Source organism: Streptomyces sp. V1I1 (assembly GCF_030817355.1).
GTDB lineage: Bacteria > Actinomycetota > Actinomycetes > Streptomycetales > Streptomycetaceae > Streptomyces.
The window spans coordinates 2,393,354-2,412,968 of record NZ_JAUSZH010000001.1; the positions used below are offsets into that span (position 1 = coordinate 2,393,354).

Here is a 19,615-nt window from a genome sequence, read left to right on the forward strand (position 1 = left end):
TCGGCGGCTGAAGGGCCGGGGAGGGCCGGCCCTTCAGCTCGTGGCCGGTCAGCTCAGGGCTGCCCTGCGCTTCCTGAGGAAGAAGCCGACGAGGAGAGCGACGGCGATGATCAGCAGACCGTTGGCAAGGATCGCCACATTGATCCCGCTGAGCGTCGCGTCCCTGATCGGTGCGCCCGCCTGAGAGCGGATCCGGGCCGTGGCGATGGCGCTCATGATCGGAATTCCGATGGTGATGCTGACCTGCTGGGTGAGTGTGGTGATACCGGTGGCCAGGCCCTGCTGCTCGTTCGGCAGCCCGGACGTCGCCGTGACCATGAAGCCCACGATGGCGGCCACATGGCCATAACTGCTGAGGAAGGCGAGGACCAGCACCGGGACCAGCCAGCCGCGCTCGGCGCCGGCGAAGAACAGCACACCGACGGTGACACCCTGGACGATCAGGCCGGCCACCAGAAGCGCCTGGCTGCTGCCGAGGGCCCCGATCCAGCGGGGCGCCGTGACGCCACCGAGGAAGGCGCCGACACCCAGCACACCGAAGGTGAGACCGGTCGTCATCGCCGAGTAGCCCAGCACTTCCTGGAGGTACAGCGTGAGCAGGAAGATCATGGCGGTGAAGCCGATGAACGTCACAAAGCCGCCGATGTTCCCCCACGTCACGCTGCGCAGCTTCAACACGCGTAGCGGCGCGAGCGGTTCGGCGGCGCGCAGCTCGATGAACCCGAAGGCCGCGAGCAGCACCACACCGATCCCGAAGGCGAGCAGTGTGGTGGAGTCCGCCCACCCGTACTGGCCGGCCGCGGAGATGCCGTAGACGAGGGCGATCAGACCGGCGCTCACCGTGATCGCGCCGGGGATGTCCAGCTTGCTGCCGCGCCGGCCGCTGCTGCCCTGGAGGAGCATGGGGGTGACGACGATCAGCAGCAGGCCGATCGGCACATTGATGAAGAAGCCCCAGCGCCAGCTCAGCGTGTCGGTGAGCAGACCGCCGACGATCGCGCCACAGGTGAAGCCCGCGGAGAGCATGGCTCCGTTGAGTCCCAGCGCACGCTCCCGCAGTGGTCCTTCGGGGAACGAGGTGGTGAGCAGAGCCAGGCCCGCGGGGGTCACCATCGCGGTGGCGAGACCCTGGGCGACGCGGGCGGCCAGCAGCGGCCCCGAGGAGTCGACGAGACCGCCGAGCAGTGAGGCGACCGTGAGCAGCGCCAGGCCCGCCAGGAACACCCGGCGTGCCCCGATCATGTCCGCGATACGGCCGAAGAGGAGGCTGAAGCCGGCCGCGCCAAGAGCGAAGGACGTGGCGATCCACTGCAGGTTTTCCTGGGCGACGTCGAGTTCCCGGCCGATGACCGGAACCGCGACGTTCATGATCGAGAAGTCCACCGCGAGCGTGAATTGAGCGCCGAGCAGTAGCACAAGGGTCAGCGTCTGGCGCCGCGTCATGCGGTTCGGCGGCGCGGCCGGCTCGGCGGCCGGAGCTGACCTTGTCCCGTCCGCACTATTGACAGTTGACATGGGAGGCCTTTCGATTCCTGTCGGCTGATTCGGCAACGAGCATCCGAGTCGCGACGGAGGCCTAGCCAGTACCCGCGTCCTCATATGGCCCAGGTTCCTACCACTGGCAGGGTCTGTCTCATCTGGCCGAAACCTGAATACCTTCGGCGCATGCCAAACTCCACACGAAGCGTCGTCGAGGAATACTTCCGGCTGCTCGGCAGCGGTGATCTCGAACGTGCGACAGAACTGCTTTCCGAGCCGATCGACTGGTTCACTCCCGGCGACACCGACCTCATTCCCTGGATGGGCAGTCGGTCGAGCCACGACGAAGTACGTGAATTCTTCCGGCAGGCCGGCGAGAACATGGAGCCGGAGAAATTCCAGGTGCACCGGATCGTGGTGGAAGGCGAGCTCGCCATCGTGCTCGGCCACTTCCAGTACAAGGTGAATGCGACCGGAAAGAGCTTCGCGTCGGACTTCGCACTTGAACTCCGCGTGACCGACGGGCTGATCGACCGCTACCGCATGCACGAGGACAGCTACGCCATTTCGCTGGCCTTCCTCACCTGAAGCCGTCCTTCCCCCGCCCCAGTAGCCGACCGCGTAGGAGGCACTCCATGAACACCGAGAATGACTGCGATGTGCTCATCGTCGGAGCCGGGCCGACCGGTCTGACCGCGGCGTGCGAACTCCTGCGGCGCGGCATCAGGGTGCGTCTTGTAGACGCCGCTGCGCAGGCGAGTGTGCATTCCAAGGCGATGCTCGTATGGCCGCGCACCCTGGATGTCCTGCAGGACCTGGGTCTTGGAGGATCGGTGGGCGAAGTCGCCGTGAAACTACGGCAGATGACGTACTACTCGGAGCGGCGCCCGGTCACCCGGATGCGGATGCCCGACGACATGGCCCCGTACTGCCTTCCGCAGCGGCACACCGAGGAGATCCTCATCTCCGGCCTCAAGGGCCTGGGTGGCGCGATCGAGCGCGAGGTGCGGCTGCTCGGGCTCCAGGGCCTCGACTTCAGCGGCCGGATCACACCCGGCCACCGGGTGACCGCCACACTGGAACATGCCGACGGCTCCGTCGAGCGCTTCACCGTGCCCTGGGTGATCGGCGCGGACGGGGCGACGAGCGTCGTACGCAACCAGCTCGGCATCCCGTACGAGGGCGCGACGTACGAGAACCGCTTCCTCATCACCGACGCCCGGATCGCGAACAATCCGCTGGACCCCGACGAGATCCACTACTACCAGTCGCGGATCGGCGTACTGGCGATCGTCCCCCAGCCCTACGGCCTGTACCGCTTCTTCACCAATGCCCCCGCGGACCTGGAGAACGGCACGCTCGCGGACATGCAGAGCCTGGTGGACGTGCGCGGCCCAGGCGGCCTGCGGCTCATCGAGCCGGACTGGGTCACCACCTTCCGGGTGCACCGGCGCCGCGCCGCCTCCTTCCAGATGGGCCGGGTGTTCATCGCGGGAGACGCGGCGCACGCACACAGTCCGATGGGCGGCCAGGGCCTCAACACCGGTATCCAGGACGCCCAGAACCTGGCCTGGAAACTGGCCTCCGTCATCCGTGGTGACGCGCGGACCGGCCTGCTGGAGACCTACACCCCCGAGCGGGCCGCTGTGGCCGACGCCGTCGTCCGGGACACCGATCTGCAGACCCGCGCGGCCATGTGGAACAAGAGCACGCAGGTGGCGCTGCGCGACACCGCCATGCGCGCACTGGACCGCACCCGGACCCTCGAGCGGTTCTACGTGCCCATCGCGGCCGGCCGCCGCTGGGTCTACCCCACGGTCCCGGCCACCGCGGAGAGCCCCCGACGGCCGGTACCCGCGGACTGGTGCGACATGAGGTCCTCGCTGCGCCGGCACGCCAAGCAGGGCGCCGCGCTCCCGAGGGACCTCGCCCTCGGCCTGGGCGCCGCGGGACCCGAAGCCGACCCCACGCGGTTCGCCGTCGTGGTCGTCCCGGCCGCCAAGGGCGGTGACGGCCGGCTCGCCGAGGCGGTACGCCACCTCGCCCGGCCGTGGCAACGCCAGGTCCGGGTGATCGACGCCGGGGCGGGCCGTTCGGGCGGCGGGCGGCGCGGCACCGAACTGCTGCGCCGCGCGCACCGGGAACTGCACTGCCGGCGTGCGGGATTCCACCTGGTGCGCCCCGACGGGCACATCGTCATGCACGGCCATCACGACGAACTCGACGCTCTGTACGACGAGTTGAACCGGATCTTCACGGATCCCGATCCATCCCCCGACTTGGCTCCCGACATTCAGGAAGCCACCGCCCGTCCGACCGACTCCACGGAGGAAACCATGTCCGGCAACGGCCGCTACGTCCCCAACAGCCATGTCGTCGGCAATGGCCCGCACCGGGTCATCGTGCTGCACTCGATCTTCGGCGGGCTCGAATCGTTCCGCGCCTGGTGGCCCTATCTGGACGGGACCCGGTTCACGTACGCGTTCATGGACGCCCGGGGCTTCGGCAAGGCGCTCGATGTGACGGGCACGTACAGCACGGACGAGATCGCGTCGGACGCACTCGCGCTGGCGGACAGCCTCGGCTGGCAGGAGTTCTCGCTCATCGGCCACTCGCTGGGCGGCATGCCGATCCAGCAGGTGCTCCTCAAGGCGCCTCAGCGGGTGCGCAAGCTGATCGGCCTGAGCCCGGTGCCGGCAACCGGAATGCCCATACCCGACTCGGACTTCCCGCTCTTCGCCGACGCCGCCCACCAGGTGGAGAACCGGCGGATCATCATCGACATGACCACCGGCAACCGGCTCTCCGCAACCTGGGTGGACGCCTGGGCACAGCAGTCGATGAAGGAGGTCGGCCCGGTGGCCTTCCGCGGCTACCTCGACTCGTTCCGCTCCACGGACTTCTCGGCCCGTATCGCCGGGGCCGAGGTGCCCGCGCTGGCGGTCGTCGGCGAGAACGATCCGGCGGTCAACCCCGACGCCATGAACGAGACCTGGATGAAGCACTACCCGAACGCCGAGCTGCTGGTCATGGGCAACTCGGGCCATTACCCGATGGTGGAGACCCCCATCGCGCTGGCCACTGCGCTGGAGAAGTTCCTCGCCGCGTAGTGCCGAGAACTCACGGCGGATACCTGATGGCCCTCCTGTCGGTGGCCGGGTATCCGCCGTGTCGGCGTTTGAAGAAGGACAGCGAATAAAGGACGGCGAATATCCGGCGTCCGGGGAAGACCGGCGCGCTCAGGACTCCCGCTTCTCCAGAAGCCTGCGAAGTGTGGCTTCGGAAGGCGATCCGGGCTCGGCCTGGTACAGCACGATGGCCTGATCAGGAGCCTCGGGAAGCCTGAACGTCTCATAAATGAGCGTAAGCGCACCGACGTCGGGGTGGTTGAGCCGGCGGGTTCCGTGGGACTTGTCCCAGACCCGGTGCTCAGACCACATCGCGGCGAACTCCGGGCTTTTCGATGAGAGTTCGGCGATCAGATCGGTCAGTTCGTGATCGCCGGAGTAGCGGCCGTGCATCAGTCGCAGATAGCCGACCAGGTCCTGGGCCTCGTACTCCCAGTCGGTGTAGAGCTGCCGCGCGCCGGGGGCGCAGAAGAGTAACCGGGCCAGGTTGGGCGGCTCGAAGTCGCCGTCCTGGCCGGTGAGATCGATGTATCCGGTGAAGAGGATGCGGGCCAGGTGATTCCAGGCGAGCACCTTGGTCTGTCTCCCGAGTAGCACGGCGGGCCCGCTCTCGAAGGAGCCGATCATTCGCTCCAGGCCCGGGCGCACCTGCTCGGTCGTCCGCGGCGCCTTGGCGGCATGGGTCGGCCGGACGAGGTCGTGCAGATGGGCCCGTTCGTCCGGCCTCAGTCTCAGTGCGGTGGCGAGTGCGTCCAGCACCTCCGGTGAAGCGTTCCGGTTCTGTCCCTGCTCCAGCCGTGTGTAGTAGTTGACGCTCACTCCGGCGAGAAGGGCGACTTCCTCACGCCTCAGTCCGGCCACCCGGCGGCGCTTACCGTCACCGGTAAGGCCGAGGTCTTCCGGGCGCAGCCGGCTGCGCACTGACTGGAGGAATCTCCCCAACTCGGTTCTTCGATCCCCCGTGGACCTCTGCAAGGTTGATCTCCTTCCGCATGGTGATACAGGGGCGACTTGTGTCATGCCCCGCGGGCGGGCAGACATCGGAAAGAAGCCAGAGTGACGTAGGTCACTCCTGCATGCGGTGCATGCGCTTTCCTGTCTGTGGTGGAGTTAAATCTGTGTGTCGCGAATGGTGATTCCGCTTGGTGTCGATGAAAATGCCCTGCTCACGGGTCACCGGATCAGCTACGCACAGTCAGATGACAATCGGCCAGTTGACGCTCAAAGTCTCGCACTGTTCGGTTTATTGAGAGAGTGAAATAGGCCAAGATCCCGTAAGTTTCTGGATATTGTTGAACCATCAGTCAAATTTGGTGATAGCGCGGGGTGAGTGCCCATTCGAGGGGTGGGGCTGACAGGGGCAGGCTGGGCCCCTCCCCCAACCTCCCCGGCTGTTGGAGACTTGTTCACATGGACAGACCTGCCGACCTGGGGGAGTTTCTGCGCACGCGGCGTGCCCGCATGCCCCCGGACGAGACCATTCCCGCCGGTGGTTCGAGCCGCCACAGTCCGGGCCTGCGGCGCGAAGAGGTGGCGAGACGCGCCGGGCTGGGCCTGACCCACTACATCTGCCTCGAAGAGGGCCGGCACCGTGATGCCCCGCCCGCCGTACTCGAAGCTATCGCCCGGGTGTTACGGCTCGACGACGGCGAGCGGGCCCACCTGTACCGGCTCGCGCAGCCTGACGAACCGGTACCCGACGAATGCACCGGGAAAGGCGTCCGGCACCTGATGGGGGGTCTGAAGGGCATGCCCGCCGTCGCCCTGAACCACCGCCACGACGTCCTCTACTGGAATCCGCTGGGGCATGCGCTGCTCGCCTGTCACCTCGACAGGGACAGCCCTCTCAGCGCACGCCACCGCCCGAACCTGTCGAGGATGCTGTTCCTCGATCGGCGCACCCGCGAGCTGTATCCGCAGTGGGCGGACGAGGCCCGCCGGATGGCCTCCTGCCTCCGCCTCGCCTCGAACGACCATCCCCAGGACGGCAGACTGGCCGCCCTGATCGGTGAACTCGCCGAATCCGACGCCGGGTTCGCCGCGCTGTGGTCCCAGCCGCCCGTGCGTACCAGGGCCTTCGGCACCCGGCTCTTCCGGCACCCCCTGGTGGGGTGCATGGAGCTGGCCTTCGAGAACGTGGAGCCCCCGGACGAGCCGGGGCAGCAGGTGCTTGTCTTCAGCGCGGAACCGGACACCGCGTCGGAGAAGGCCCTCAGCCGCCTCACCGCCCGGTCGGCATGGCCGGAGGAGCCCCTGTCGCAGCCGCCCGACCGATGAGAGGGTACGAGTCAGCCGCGCGGCGCCATCGCCAGCTGACGCGACTGGGCCACCAGCCGGTCCGCGCTGTCCCAGACCTCCGCGTCCTCCTCCAGGAAGCCGCCAGCCAGGTTGCGGGTCGTGATCGAGACCCGCAACGGGCCCGGCGCCGGGCGGCACCGGATGTGCGTGGTGAGTTCGACCGTGGGCGTCCAGCCCTTCAGGCCCAGCTCGAACGACGTCGGCGGCAGCGCGTCGACCGTGAGCAGCAGCGAGAAGGGGTCGGCGTCACGGCCGTCCGCGAGGGAGAACCAGCCGCGCATCTCGCCCTTGCCCGACGGCGCACCAACGGCCCAGCCGACGGTCGCCGGGTCCAGCTTGATGTTCAGGCGGTCCGTGATCGCCGAACTGCCGGGGATCTTCGGCGCGGGGCCGTCGGACGGACCGAGGCAGTCCTGAAGCGGCGGCATGGCGGGAGGCTTCGCCGACGTCCGTACATCGTCGGGCAGCGCGTCCAGGTCTCCGTACGTCGCGAGGACACGGATCCGCTCGATCTCGGCGCCGTCCTCCGCGTACTGGAACAGCGACGCCTGGCCGGTGGAGAGCGTGCGCCCGGTACGTACGACGTCGGTGCGGATCACCGCGGGGCCCGGCTGGGACGCGCTCAGATAGTGCGCCGAGACCGTGAAGGGGTCGCGGTGCGGCAGCGCCTCGCCCAGCGCGCGGCCAAGCAGGGCCAGCAGATAGCCGCCGTTGACGGCGCTGATGATCGTCCAGCCCGCCGAGAGCTCCGCGTCGTAGATGCCGGGTGCGCGCAGGGTGACAGCGGTGTCGCGGTCGAACTCGCTGTCCCCGATGGATGCCTGTACAGCCTGTGCCATGGCAGCACCGTACAACAGACAATTACTGAGCGGTAGCTTTTTCCGATCGCCCGGCGGCGGCAGGCGGAACGCGGCGCCCTGGAGGCGCCCTAGGTCTCTTCGGCGGCCGCCGAGCGCCGGTTCCAGGCGCGCGGTGCCCGCCAGTGGAAACGCATCGCCAGCAGGCGCAGGACGAACGCGGTCACCACGGCGAGTCCGCTGGTGGCCGCGTTCAGCACGTCGAAGCGGATGCAGAGCACGATCATGGTCGCGCCGACGATGGCGGGGACGGCGTAGAGATCACGGTCCCAGCGCAGCAGCGAGGGCACCTCGTTGGCCAGTATGTCGCGCAGCACACCGCCGCCGACGGCGGTGGCGAGGCCGAGCGCGGCGGAGGCGGTCAGGCCGAGCCCGTACTCGTACGCCTTGGTGGTGCCGGTGACGCAGAACAGCCCGAGGCCGGCGGCGTCGAAGACATTGACGCCGACCTGGATGCGCTCGACCTGCGGGTGCAGGAAGAACACGAGGCCGGTCGCCACGAGCGGCGTGAGGAAGTACCCGAGATCGGTGAAGGCGGCCGGCGGGACGGCGCCGATGATCAGGTCACGGAGAAGCCCTCCGCCCAGCGCGGTGACCTCTGCGAGCACTGCGATGCCGAATACGTCGAAGTTCTTGCGTACGGCGAGCAGTGCGCCGGAGATCGCGAAGACGAAGATCCCGACGAGGTCGAGCGCGTGCTGGACGGAGGGCGTGAACAGTTCTTGGAGCACCGGACGATTGTGCCGGTTCTACTCCTTGGAGATGTCCCCCGAGTCCTCGGAACGGCCGGCGTCCGTGCCGTCGGCGCCTTCTCCTTCGGCGGGCCGGTCCTGGCTGTCGCCGACGTCGCCCTCAGCGTCGGCGTCACCCTCCGCGTCGGCGTCGGCGTCGGCCTTGGCGAGGCCCGTCTTGGGCTCCGCCCCGGCCGTGCCGGCCTTCGTAAGGCTCGCCCCGGACTCCGCGTCGGCCACGGCCTTCGCCGACTCCTCCGACTTCGGCGTCGCCGTCACGATCTCGATCGCCTCCCGCGCCGACGCCAGCGCCACATCCTCCGGTGCCTGGTCCTGCGCGTTCTCCGGGTGGTGGCAGGCCACCTGCTGGCCCGGTCGCAGCGCGATCAGCGGCGGCTCCTGCTTCTTGCAGATCTCCGTGGCCTTCCAGCACCGCGTGTGGAACCGGCAACCCGTCGGCGGAGCGATCGGCGACGGCACGTCGCCCTTCAGCAGGATGCGCTCGCTCTTGCCGCCGCGACGCCGCGGGTCCGGCACCGGCACCGCTGACATCAGCGCCTTCGTGTACGGGTGCATCGGCGCCTCGTACAGCGACTTGCGGTCCGCCAGCTCCACGATCTTGCCGAGGTACATCACCGCGATCCGGTCCGACACATGCCGGATCACCGACAGGTCGTGCGCGATGATCACGTATGTCAGGCCCAGCTCTTCCTGGAGGTCGTCCAGCAGGTTGACCACCTGCGCCTGGATGGAGACGTCCAGCGCGGAGACCGGCTCGTCCGCAACGACCAGCTTCGGCTTGAGTGCGAGCGCACGCGCGATGCCGATGCGCTGGCGCTGGCCGCCGGAGAACTCGTGCGGATAGCGGTTGTAGTGCTCGGGGTTGAGGCCCACCAGCTCGAGGAGGCGCTGGACCTCTTTCTTGATCCCGCCCTCGGGCCGCACCCCCTGCAGCTTGAACGGCGCGGAGACGATCGTGCCGATCGTGTGCCGCGGGTTCAGCGAGGAGTACGGGTCCTGGAAGATCATCTGGACGTCACGACGCAGCGGGCGCATCTTGCCGACGCCCAGGTGCGTGATGTCGTGGCCCTCGAACTCGATCTTCCCGCCGGTCGGTTCGAGCAGCCGCGTGATCAGCCGGCCCATCGTCGACTTGCCGCAGCCGGACTCGCCCACCACGCCCAGGGTCTCGCCCGGGCGGACGTCGAAGGTCAGCCCGTCGACCGCCTGCACGGCCCCGGCCTGCCGCTGCAGCAGCCCCTTCCTGATGGGGAAGTGCTTGACCAGGCCCTCGACCTTCAGCAGCGCCTCGGGCGAGGAGGCGGCCGCGGCACTCTGCTGCTCCGGGATCTTCACGTCGTTCTCACTCACAGCTTGGGCGCAATCTCTTCGGTCCAGATCCGCGTCCGCTCGTCCTGCGACATGTGGCAGGCGGAGAAGTGCCGGCTGCCGACCTCGTGGAGTTCGGGGCGGACGGTGCGCGTCAGGTTGTCCTTCGGCACATCGGCGTACGGGCACCGCGGGTTGAAGGCACAGCCGTCGGGGATGTTGATGAGGCTGGGCGGGGAGCCCTTGACCGGGATGAGGCGCTCGGTCTGGTCCCGGTCGATGCGCGGCATCGAGCCCAGCAGGCCCCAGGTGTACGGGTGCTGCGGCTCGTAGAAGACCTTCTCGGCGGGGCCGCGTTCGACGCTCCGGCCGCCGTACATCACCAGGATGTCGTCGGCCAGCTCGGCGACGACGCCCAGGTCGTGGGTGATGACGATGACCGCGGAGCCGAACTCCTTCTGCAGATCCCGGATGAGGTCGAGGATCTGCGCCTGGACGGTCACGTCCAGGGCGGTCGTCGGCTCGTCGGCGATCAGCAGCTCGGGGTTGTTGACGAGCGCCATGGCGATCATCGCGCGCTGGCGCATACCGCCGGAGAACTCGTGCGGATAACCGTCCACGCGCTTGTCGGGCTGCGGGATGCCCACCCGGTCGAGCATCTCGATCGCGCGCTTGCGCGCGGTCTTCTTGTCGACGTCGTGGTGGACCCGGTACGCCTCGGTGATCTGGCGGCCGATCGTGTAGTACGGGTGCAGCGCGGAGAGCGGATCCTGGAAGATCATCGCCATCTCGCGGCCGCGCAGCTTGCGCACCGTGTCCGGGTCGGCGCCGAGCAGCTCCTGGCCGTCCAGCCAGACCTCGCCGGAGATCTGTGCCTTGCGGCGGCCGTACTGGCCCGCGGTGTGCAGACCCATGATGCCGAGCGAGGTGACGGACTTGCCGGAGCCGGACTCGCCGACGATGCCGAGGGTCTTGCCCTTCTCCAGCTGGAAGCTGAGGCCGTCGACGGACTTGACCAGGCCGTCGTCGGTCGGGAAGTGGACCTTGAGGTCGCGTACTTCCAGGAAGGCGGTGGGGGCGGGCGAGCCGACCGCTGCGGGCTCACCGAGCGCGGTACCGGTCACCGGAAGCTGACCGCCGGGCTCCTTGTCCAGGCTGGCGCCGGACTCCTTCACTGCGATTCACCTCGCGATGTCGTACTGGTGGCGCTGAACAGCCGGTCTTTCGGGCTGGGGGTCCGGGGGTCGCCCCCGGGAAGACACAGCGTCATCCGATCCTCACTCGCGGGTCGATGACTGCGTACAGAAGGTCCACGAAGAGGTTGGCCACGCAGATGAACAGGGCCGCGATGAGGGTGACACCGAGGATGAGCGGAAGGTCCTTGGTCTCGATCGAATCGATCGCGAGGTGACCGAGGCCGGGCAGGTTGTACGTGGACTCCGTGAGCACCGCACCGCCCAGCAGCGCGCCCAGGTCCAGGCCGAGCAGCGTCAGCACCGGCGTCCAGGTCGAGCGCATCGCGTGCCGCCCGATGACGACCTTCTCCGTGAGGCCCTTGGCGCGGGCCGTACGGATGTAGTCCTCACCCATGATCTCCAGCATGGTGGCCCGGGTGAGCCGGGCGTACATCGCCGCGTAGAGGAAGGCGAGGGTGATCCACGGCAGGATCAGCGTCTGGAACCACTGGGCCGGGTCCTCGCTGAACGGCGCGAACTCCCCGCTGACCCAGTCCAGCTGGTAGCTGAAGATGGCCAGCGACAGCAGGCCGGTGAAGTAGATGGGGAGCGAGACGCCGGCCAGTGCGACGGTCATCGCGGCCCGGTCCCACAGGGTGCCCCGGCGCAGCGCGGAGACGACGCCGGTGGCGACACCGCCGACGACCCAGAGCACGCAGGCGCCCGCGGCGAGCGACAGGGTGACCGGAATCGCCTCGGTGAGCTGCGGCCACACCTCCTGCTCGGTGCGGAAGGAGTAGCCGAAGCAGGGGGCCGGACAGTGAGTGACATCCGTGCCGCTGATGTAGTCACGACCGACGAACAGCCCCTGGACGAAGTGCCAGAACTGCACCAGGACCGGATCGGCGAGCCCCAGCTTCTGCCGGATTCCTTCGATGGAGGCCGGGTCGGTCTGCTTGCCGGCGAACAAGTAGGCGGGGTCCATTCCGGCCCACTTCGGCAGCACGAAGAAGATGACGAAGGTCGTCAGGGTAACGACCAACAGCATCATGGCGACGGCGAACAAGCGCCGGATGACGTAAGCAAGCACTGTGCGCGGCCCGGCGGCGGCCCGGAGATCCCGGATTACGGGTTCCCCGGACCGCCGCCCGAGGCCATCACCTGCCCTTCGGGACTGGCGGGTTGGGCGATGGTGGGGTGTGACTCGTCACGAGGGACGGTTACTTGACGACGCCGAGGGAGACGTAGTCGTAACGGCCGTTGTACGCCGCGGTGGAGTAGGCGTTGGTCAGCCGCGAGCTGCGCCAGGTGAAGTTCTTCTCGTAGATGAACGGCATCTGGACGGCGAGGTCCGCGACAGCGTGGTTCATCTGCTTGTAGATCTCACCGGCCTTCTCCGGGTCGGTCTCCTTGAGAGCGTCGTCGAAGAGCTTGTTGATCTTCGGGTTGTTCGTCTCGGAGACGTTGTAGTTGCCGTTGGCCACGATGAAGCGACCGTCGACCAGCGGCTGCGAGAAGCCCTGGCCGGTCGGGAAGTCCGGGCCCCAGCCGGTCATGACCAGACCGAGACCGCGCTTCTTCACCACCGCGGGAGCACCGGTGATGCTGGAGGACTCGGCGCCGTCGATCGACTCGACCTGGGCCTTGATGCCGACGGCCTGCAGCGACTGCTGCAGCGCCTCGGCGACCTGGACCTCACCCGGGTTGTTGCTGCGGGCGCTGATGTTGGTGGTGAAGCCCTCGGGCTTGCCACACGCCTTCAGAGCCGCCTTCGCCTTGGCGACGTCCGGCTTGCCGTCGCGCGCCAGGATGCCGTACGGGTCGTAGTCGTCCGAGCCCTTGATGGACTTGGGCAGCATGTTCGTGGCGATCTCGCCACCGGCGTCCGGGCCACCGCGGACCGTCTGCATCGACTTGTAGTCGGCTGCGTAGATCACGGCCTTGCGGCACTCGACGTTGTCGAACGGCGGGACCTTGGTGGCGATGTCGACGTACCGGATGAAGCTGGTCTCGATGTTGTCGACGTTGTCCTTGTGCTGCTTGAGCGCCGAGGTGCGACCCGACTGGGACATGCCCGTGGCGTTCAGGTCGAGGTCGTAGTCGCCCTTGATCAGCAGCTGGTCGATCGCCTCGATGTTGGAGTTGATCGTGACCGTGATCTTGTCCGGCAGCGCGGCGCGGATCGGGTCGGAAGCCTTCTGCCACTTGTCGTTGCGGACGAGGACAGCGCTCTTCTTCGGCGCGTACGACTCGAACTTGTACGGGCCCGAGGAGAACGGCTTCAGCTGGTACTTGGCCTGCGTGTCCTTCTCCTTCTTCACCGGGGAGCCGGCCGGCATCGCGAGCATCTGCTCGAAGTCACCGTTGGGCGTCACCAGGTTGAAGACGATGGTCTTGTCGTTCGGCGTCTGGATCGCCTTCAGACCGAGCTTGTCCGGCGTGGTGTCCTTGTAGGGACCCTTGTACTCGTTCTTGGGGTCGAGGACCTGGCGCAGGTAGGCGGGACCGCCGGTGATGACGTCCGTGGCCCAGATGCGCTCTATGCCGTACTTGATGTCCTTGGAGGTGATCGGCGTGCCGTCCTCCCAGGTGATCCCGTCGCGCAGCTCGTACGTGTACGTCTTGCCGCCGTTGGAGACCACACCGTTCGCCTTGGCGAGGTCGGGGACGAGCTCGGCGCCGCCGGCACCCGGCTTGGGCGCGTAGGAGACCAGCTGGCGCGCGTAGAACCGGGAGAAGTCCCAGGCCATGCCGTAGTACTGGCGCTGCGGGTCGGTGGAGTCGAAGTCCTGCTTGCCGATGAACTTGAGCGTGCCGCCCTTCTTGGCGGAGGCGTTGGCGACGCCCTTCGTACCGGCGTTGTATCCGGCGGCCTTGCCGCCGCCGTCCTCGTCCTTGGAACCGCCGCCACCGCACGCCGCGGTGGACATGAGGGCTGCCACGACAACCGCCGCACCGGCGATCTGCCTGCTCCTCGACGAACGTAGGGGTTTCATTGTTTCTGCAACCTCCGGAGTAGCGCGGTCCTTGGCTTGATGCCGGGGAACCATCGGGGAGCCGCCTGACATATGTGGCAGGGGCACGTTCAGTTGTCTGCGGCCGGACGGCGCCGCGGGGGGTGCCGTCACCGGGTGCCCTTGGGGTCGAGTGCGTCCCGCACTCCGTCACCGAAGAGGTTGAAGGCCAGCACCGTCACAAAGATCGCCACACCCGGGACGACCATGAACATCGGGTCTTCCTGGTAGTACTCCACGGCCTTGGAGAGCATCTGCCCCCAGGAGGCCGTCGGCGGCCTCACACCTGCCCCGAGGAAGCTCAGCGCCGCCTCGGTGAGGATGTTCGTGGGGATCATCAGGGTGGTGTAGACGGTGATCGGGGCGACCAGGTTGGGCAGCAACTCCTTGAAGAGGACGTACCGCTGACCGGCGCCCAGGCTCCGGGCTGCCTCGACGTACTCCTTCTCGCGCAGCGAGAGGGTCTGGCCGCGCACGATGCGTCCCACATACGGCCAGCCGAAGAAGCCGATCACCATGACCAGGACGGCGATGCGGACGCTGGTACCGGTGAGGCCGAACAGATCGCTGGGGAGGACGGAGACCAGCGAGATGATGAAGAGCAGCTGCGGGAAGGCCAGCAGCATGTCCATCACCCGGCTGATGATCGCGTCGACCCAGCCGCCGAAGTAACCGGCCACGATGCCGAAGATGGTGCCGAGCAGAACGGCGACCAGCGCCGCGAGGAAGGCCACGAGCAGCGAGATGCGGGCGCCGTAGACGATGCGACTGAACACGTCGCGGCCGTTCTGCGGCTCGAGGCCCAGCAGGAAGTCCGAACTGATGCCGCCGAAGGCGCCCTTGGGGGTACCGAACAGCGGGTCGATCGCGTCCTGGTGGAACTCGTTGGGCGGGTGGCCGAGCAGACTCACGATCAGCGGCGCGAAGATCGCCACGAGCACCAGGAAGATGACGACGACACCGCCGGCCAGCGCCAGCTTGTCCCGCTTGAGGCGGGTCCAGGCGATCTGTCGCAGCGACCGCCCTTCTACCGACTTCTTGACTACATCCGCCGCGACATCGACGGCTGCGGCCTTGTCCGCGTCCGCGCTCGTGTCGTGCAATGGTGCCGTCATCGTGGTGGGGACCCCTCTCGGCCGGAGGTGACCGGCCCGTACCCGCCGCTGTAGCGGCATTTTTCACAACTTGTGGTGCACGTGGAGCTTTGGTGCGAGAAGTACGCGTGAAGCACGCCGTACACAGGGGCGAATATCCCCTTGCTGCGGGAGTCTTCAACGGTCTCGCGATCACCCGCCAGCCCCCCCGGGGAATGTTTGCTCAAACGTGATGAGGGGAGGGGGGTTCCGTTATACGGACGACGGCTCTGACTGAGCGGATCGCCATCTACCGCGTATGGGGCGAAAGTTGAGTGAGGTACCGCTATGCGGACTCATCCGCCGCATCCGTTGACTCATTGGATTGAAAGGCCTTTGAAGCCCAAGACGCACACATCCCACCCTGACTGCCACTACAGGGCACGGAATGTGTTAGGCGGGGACGGCAATGGTGCCGTTGTGTAAAGGTTCAGCGGCCGTGCGGCGGAGGGTAGCCGTAGCCACCCCCCGGCTCCGCCGGGGCGACTCCCACGACCGGTGCGCCGCCATGGGCGTCACGGTCGTAGAACGGACGGGCGTTGGCCCGCAGCCACATCGTCACCGGGTCGTACTCGTCGGACATCGCGACGGTGGAGACCGGCAGCCCGTCCGGAACCGCGCCGATCGACTGCTGCATCATGGCCCGCACCGCGTCCACGGACTGCCTGCCGGTGTCGTACAGATCGAGCCCGATGGCGAGATACGGAGCGCCGAGCGCGGGCTGTACCCAGGCGCGGCGCAACGAGCGGACCGCGGCCGTGCGGTGGGCGATCTGTGAGAGCAGGCCGTAGAAGTGCGGGATGTCGATGGCGGGCTCGGACATCCGCAGGGGTCCGGCGGGCATCCGGTCGAGTCCGGTGGCGATCCGGCGCAGATCGAGCCAGGGGATGCCGACGCCGCCGCCGGGAGCGTGCGGGTTGAGCCAGATCCCCCAGCGGTCGGGGAACAGGGCGCGGGCGACGTCCGGGCCGCTGACCACTTCGTGGGCGCGGTTCCAGCCGCAGGCGGAGAGCTCTTGGGCGGAGGTGACGCAAGGGGCGTAACCGACGCCGTCGACCTCCATGTTCCCGTACTGGGCGTCGGGCGAGCCCGCCTGGCCGTGCCAGAGCAGCATCCAGAGCCGGCCGCTCGCCGGGTCGGCGATCGCCTGCAGCAGCGCCTCGTACGCGTCGTAGCGTCCAGGAGTCACCTGGCGCAGCATGTGCTCGACCTGCCCGGCCGCCGCGGTGCCTGACGCACTCACCCTGGGTTCCGCCCCTCTTCGATCCACCCGGCACACAAGTGCGGCGGGTCCGGCCTGGCCATCAAACCAGCTTAATCGGGAGTCCTGACGCCGACTTGACGACTACACGTGCTGTCGTTGGTAGAAGGGCCGCACCCGTTCCAGCATCCATATACCGACCGGGTCCTGCGCCACATCCAGCAGTACGAGATTGACCGGCCAGCCCACCTGGACCCGGCCCAGCGCCCGGCCGAGCGCATCCATCGGGGCGTTGCGCTCGGCGGCCTCCCAGGAGGAGAGCTGGACGCCGATGAACAGGGTCGGCGACTCGCCCTCGATGGAGGCGAGCGCGCGGCGGGCGGTGACGACGACGCCGGAGCTCTCGAACTCACCGGCCGCGGCGGCGAGGAAGTCCACCGGCTCCTCCTGCCAGTCGGGCTCGAAGAGCCGCACCCGGCCGCCGGTCGCCGGACCGTCGAGGGGCGTGCGTCCCACCCGGCACAGCTCGGCGACGGCGGGCGGCGGCAGCGGGGCGCCGACCGTGCCGCCCGGGTTCACGGCGATGCCGAGCTGCGGGGGCAGTCCGCGGGCGAATTCGCGGGCGGGGGCGACGGTGAAGGGCATATGGCTGCCGACGCAATGCAGGAACTGCTGCTCGGAGCTGAAGACCGGGACGTACGCGGCCCCGTCGATCTCCATGGTGGGCAGATCGAGGTCGGGGCTGTCCGGACCACCGCCGTTGGGCAGCGGCACCCAGATCTGGCTGCGGCCGAGCACCTCGACGAGGCGGCCTCCGGCGGAGGGGTTGCCGAGGGATGCGGCGAGCACCTCTTCGAGCTCGTTCGCCGGCCAGCCGCCGTATGGATGCGGATGCGGATGCTCCGGTGTCTGCATGTGCTGTCCTTCTCCCCCTGCGTTCCCACGGTTGCGCGCCACGACCCTAACGCCGTGGGGGTCCGCCGGGGCGGGTGGGGGCGCGGCCTTCGGCCCCCATTGTCCTCAATCGCCGGACGGGCCTGCTTTTGACTCCTCGAAACCGACCCGGCAGAGCACCCCCGCCGAGTCCCGGTCCAGCAGCACCGCCGACGCGCAGCCCGCGGGCAGCCGCCCGGCCTCCGCGTCGCCGACCAGACGGCCCACCGCCCGCCGGTGCCGGGCGAACGCGTACCCCGACACTCCGCGGCCGCGCTCGCGCTGGCCCTCCCTGGCCACCGCGGGCGTGACGTCGAGGAGCACCAGATGCAGGCCGCGGCCGCGGCGGCGCGCCTCGCGGGCCAGCCAGCGCCGCACCCAGGCCTGGGTGCCGCAGTCGTGTACGACGACGCTCTCGCCGGAGCGCAGCGCGCGCCGAAGTCCGGCGTAGTGCGCGATCCGGACCAGCGGGCGGTAGACGGCGTACGGCAGGAGCTTGGGCATCCGCGCCTCCCACCGGTCCCGGGTGTCCTGGGAGTCGATGCCGCGGCCGCGCGCCGCGCGCTGGATCAGCGTGGACTTTCCGCTGCCGGGCAGGCCGGAGACGACCACCACGTCACCGGCGGCGAAGACCAGACTGCGCGGGCTGTGACCCGAGCGGTCTCTCAGGTCACGCAGCACGGGCGCGGGCACCTCGGCCAGTCGCCGCCGAGCGGCCGCGCCCGGCGGGGCGGGCACCCCCGCGGTCGTCGCGTACGCCTCGGAGCGCTGCAACGTCATCACCCTCCCCCATGTCGGGTTACCCACCCTTGCCCATGAAGTGTAAAGAAACGGTAATGCGGCACAACCATATTGCAGCCGAGGGCCTGTCGCCCCACTCCGCCACGATGCGTGCAATGATGTGCGCGCCAACTGCATACCGGCCGCTTGAATCCACGCGGGAGAGTCCTGGCCACTGTGTGCGCCGGGCGCCGAAGGAGCAAGTCCCTCCCTTGAATCTCTCAGGCCCCGTACCGCGTGTGATGAGGCAGATCTGAAAAGCGAGCCGCTGTCGAGTGGCTCCACCCAAGGTGCAAGTCACGACCACCAATACGTGCGGTCGCGACGAACCTCTCAGGTTCCGATGACAGATGGGGAGGATTGTCCTCGCCAGCATGCCCTGGGAGCCACATCTATGAGCAACGCCCCCCGTCTGACCGCCCTCGACGCCCTGCACCGTGCGCTGGGCGCGACCATGACCGACTTCGCGGGCTGGGACATGCCGCTGCGGTACGGCAGTGAGCGCGACGAACACAACGCCGTCCGCACCAAGGCCGGCCTCTTCGACCTCTCCCACATGGGCGAGATCACCGTCACCGGGCCGCAGGCCGCCGACCTCCTCGACTACGCACTGGTCGGCAACATCGGCGGCGTCGCCGTCGGCCGCGCCCGCTACACCATGATCTGCCAGGAGGACGGCGGGATCCTCGACGACCTGATCGTCTACCGCCTCGGCGATACCGAATACATGGTCGTCGCCAACGCGAGCAATGCGCAGATCGTCCTGGACGCTCTGACCGAGCGCTCGGAGGGCTTCGACGCCGAGGTGCGCGACGACCGTGACGCGTATGCCCTGATCGCCGTCCAGGGCCCCGAGTCCCCGGGCATTCTGAAGTCGCTGACCGACGCCGACCTGGACGGGCTGAAGTACTACGCGGGCCTGCCCGGCACGGTCGCCGGCGTCCCGGCGCTGATCGCCCGCACCGGTTACACCGGCGAGGACGGCTTCGAGCTCTTCGTCGAGCCGCAGCACGCCGAGAAGCTCTGGCAGGCGCTGACCGACGCCGGAGCGCCGGCCGGTCTGATCCCCTGCGGCCTCTCCTGTCGCGACACGCTGCGCCTGGAGGCGGGCATGCCGCTGTACGGGCACGAGCTGACGACCGCGCTGACCCCGTTCGACGCGGGCCTGGGCCGGGTCGTGAAGTTCGAGAAGACGGCCAATGGCGGGCGCTTCGTCGGCCGTGAGGCCCTTGAGGCCGCCGCCGAGCGCGCCGGGAGCAACCCCCCGCGCAAGCTCGTCGGCCTGATCGCCGAGGGGCGCCGGGTCCCCCGCGCCGGTTACCAGGTCCTCGTAGGCGGTCAGGTGATCGGCGAGGTCACCTCGGGCGCCCCGTCGCCGACGCTGGGCAAGCCGATCGCCATCGCGTACGTGGACGCGGCGCACGCCGCTCCCGGCACCGAGGGCGTCGGCGTCGACATCCGCGGCGCCCACGAGCCGTACGAGGTCGTCGCGCTGCCGTTCTACAAGCGCCAGAAGTGATCTTCAGCACCACACCACGCCCGTTCAGCAGCACTCCC

General features: G+C 68.4%; 16 protein-coding genes and 1 riboswitch. Of the genes, 4 read left to right on the forward strand and 12 right to left on the reverse strand.

Annotated features, from left to right (window positions below):
• Positions 1-48: 48 nt before the first annotated feature.
• Positions 49-1,515, reverse strand: a complete 1,467-nt coding sequence (locus QFZ67_RS11365; protein WP_307660962.1) for an MFS transporter — start codon at positions 1,513-1,515, stop codon at positions 49-51.
• 150 nt (positions 1,516-1,665) lie between these two features.
• Between QFZ67_RS11365 and QFZ67_RS11370 the strand changes: the two genes are divergently transcribed.
• Entirely contained in the window at positions 1,666-2,067 is a 402-nt protein-coding gene (locus tag QFZ67_RS11370) for a nuclear transport factor 2 family protein (protein WP_307660963.1), read from the forward strand.
• 47 nt (positions 2,068-2,114) lie between these two features.
• Complete coding sequence (locus QFZ67_RS11375) at positions 2,115-4,589, forward strand: alpha/beta fold hydrolase (RefSeq protein WP_307660964.1); 2,475 nt, start codon at positions 2,115-2,117, stop codon at positions 4,587-4,589.
• 129 nt (positions 4,590-4,718) lie between these two features.
• On the opposite strand, the gene QFZ67_RS11380 is transcribed toward QFZ67_RS11375, so the two are convergent.
• The gene (locus QFZ67_RS11380) at positions 4,719-5,582 is read right to left on the reverse strand and encodes a helix-turn-helix domain-containing protein (RefSeq protein WP_307660965.1); all 864 of its coding nucleotides are present in this window, start codon (positions 5,580-5,582) and stop codon (positions 4,719-4,721) included.
• Positions 5,583-6,017: 435 nt separating this feature from the next.
• Here QFZ67_RS11380 and QFZ67_RS11385 point away from each other — a divergent pair, with 435 nt between their 5' ends.
• On the forward strand, positions 6,018-6,884 hold the full coding sequence (locus QFZ67_RS11385) for a helix-turn-helix transcriptional regulator (RefSeq protein ID WP_307660966.1): 867 nt from the start codon (positions 6,018-6,020) through the stop codon (positions 6,882-6,884).
• Positions 6,885-6,895: 11 nt separating this feature from the next.
• On the opposite strand, the gene QFZ67_RS11390 is transcribed toward QFZ67_RS11385, so the two are convergent.
• The 10 genes from QFZ67_RS11390 to QFZ67_RS11435 form a co-directional block, all read right to left on the reverse strand.
• Entirely contained in the window at positions 6,896-7,744 is an 849-nt protein-coding gene (locus QFZ67_RS11390) for a thioesterase family protein (protein ID WP_307660967.1), read from the reverse strand.
• Between the two features lie 89 nt (positions 7,745-7,833).
• Complete coding sequence (locus QFZ67_RS11395) at positions 7,834-8,493, reverse strand: trimeric intracellular cation channel family protein (protein ID WP_307660968.1); 660 nt, start codon at positions 8,491-8,493, stop codon at positions 7,834-7,836.
• Positions 8,494-8,511: 18 nt separating this feature from the next.
• A complete protein-coding gene (locus QFZ67_RS11400) occupies positions 8,512-9,864 on the reverse strand; it encodes an ABC transporter ATP-binding protein (RefSeq protein ID WP_307660969.1) in 1,353 nt (450 codons plus the stop codon).
• Positions 9,861-10,946 (reverse strand): ABC transporter ATP-binding protein, encoded by a 1,086-nt coding sequence (locus QFZ67_RS11405; RefSeq protein ID WP_307665808.1) that lies wholly within the window; start codon positions 10,944-10,946, stop codon positions 9,861-9,863. The genes QFZ67_RS11400 and QFZ67_RS11405 overlap by 4 nt, the downstream gene beginning before the upstream one ends.
• Before the next feature lie 142 nt (positions 10,947-11,088).
• Positions 11,089-12,087: an ABC transporter permease gene (locus tag QFZ67_RS11410; protein WP_307660970.1), complete on the reverse strand. Its 999-nt coding sequence runs from the start codon at positions 12,085-12,087 to the stop codon at positions 11,089-11,091.
• Between the two features lie 130 nt (positions 12,088-12,217).
• On the reverse strand, positions 12,218-13,993 hold the full coding sequence (locus QFZ67_RS11415) for an ABC transporter substrate-binding protein (RefSeq protein WP_307660971.1): 1,776 nt from the start codon (positions 13,991-13,993) through the stop codon (positions 12,218-12,220).
• 128 nt (positions 13,994-14,121) lie between these two features.
• Positions 14,122-15,126 (reverse strand): ABC transporter permease, encoded by a 1,005-nt coding sequence (locus QFZ67_RS11420; RefSeq protein WP_307660972.1) that lies wholly within the window; start codon positions 15,124-15,126, stop codon positions 14,122-14,124.
• A 448-nt stretch (positions 15,127-15,574) separates the two neighbouring features.
• On the reverse strand, positions 15,575-16,387 hold the full coding sequence (locus QFZ67_RS11425) for an enhanced serine sensitivity protein SseB C-terminal domain-containing protein (protein ID WP_307660973.1): 813 nt from the start codon (positions 16,385-16,387) through the stop codon (positions 15,575-15,577).
• 102 nt (positions 16,388-16,489) lie between these two features.
• On the reverse strand, positions 16,490-17,260 hold the full coding sequence (locus QFZ67_RS11430) for an enhanced serine sensitivity protein SseB (protein ID WP_307660974.1): 771 nt from the start codon (positions 17,258-17,260) through the stop codon (positions 16,490-16,492).
• A 105-nt stretch (positions 17,261-17,365) separates the two neighbouring features.
• Positions 17,366-18,058 (reverse strand): AAA family ATPase, encoded by a 693-nt coding sequence (locus QFZ67_RS11435; RefSeq protein ID WP_307660975.1) that lies wholly within the window; start codon positions 18,056-18,058, stop codon positions 17,366-17,368.
• A gap of 148 nt (positions 18,059-18,206) precedes the next feature.
• A riboswitch (glycine riboswitch) is annotated at positions 18,207-18,304 on the forward strand.
• Positions 18,305-18,452: 148 nt separating this feature from the next.
• On the opposite strand from QFZ67_RS11435, the gene gcvT reads away from it, so the two are divergent.
• Positions 18,453-19,577 carry a glycine cleavage system aminomethyltransferase GcvT gene (gene gcvT / locus QFZ67_RS11440; RefSeq protein ID WP_307660976.1) on the forward strand — a complete coding sequence of 375 codons (1,125 nt, stop codon included), beginning with the start codon at positions 18,453-18,455 and terminating at the stop codon, positions 19,575-19,577.
• Positions 19,578-19,615: the final 38 nt, after the last annotated feature.

Bases quoted from the DNA above. Each gene is read 5' to 3' on its own strand.
- QFZ67_RS11365 (WP_307660962.1), bottom strand. From the start codon at position 1,515: ATGTCAACTGTCAATAGTGCGGACGGGACAAGGTCAGCTCCGGCCGCC.
- QFZ67_RS11370 (WP_307660963.1), top strand. From the start codon at position 1,666: ATGCCAAACTCCACACGAAGCGTCGTCGAGGAATACTTCCGGCTGCTC.
- QFZ67_RS11375 (WP_307660964.1), top strand. From the start codon at position 2,115: ATGAACACCGAGAATGACTGCGATGTGCTCATCGTCGGAGCCGGGCCG.
- QFZ67_RS11385 (WP_307660966.1), top strand. From the start codon at position 6,018: ATGGACAGACCTGCCGACCTGGGGGAGTTTCTGCGCACGCGGCGTGCC.
- QFZ67_RS11390 (WP_307660967.1), bottom strand. From the start codon at position 7,744: ATGGCACAGGCTGTACAGGCATCCATCGGGGACAGCGAGTTCGACCGC.
- QFZ67_RS11415 (WP_307660971.1), bottom strand. From the start codon at position 13,993: ATGAAACCCCTACGTTCGTCGAGGAGCAGGCAGATCGCCGGTGCGGCG.
- QFZ67_RS11420 (WP_307660972.1), bottom strand. From the start codon at position 15,126: ATGACGGCACCATTGCACGACACGAGCGCGGACGCGGACAAGGCCGCA.
- QFZ67_RS11430 (WP_307660974.1), bottom strand. From the start codon at position 17,260: ATGCAGACACCGGAGCATCCGCATCCGCATCCATACGGCGGCTGGCCG.
- QFZ67_RS11435 (WP_307660975.1), bottom strand. From the start codon at position 18,058: ATGACGTTGCAGCGCTCCGAGGCGTACGCGACGACCGCGGGGGTGCCC.
- gcvT (WP_307660976.1), top strand. From the start codon at position 18,453: ATGAGCAACGCCCCCCGTCTGACCGCCCTCGACGCCCTGCACCGTGCG.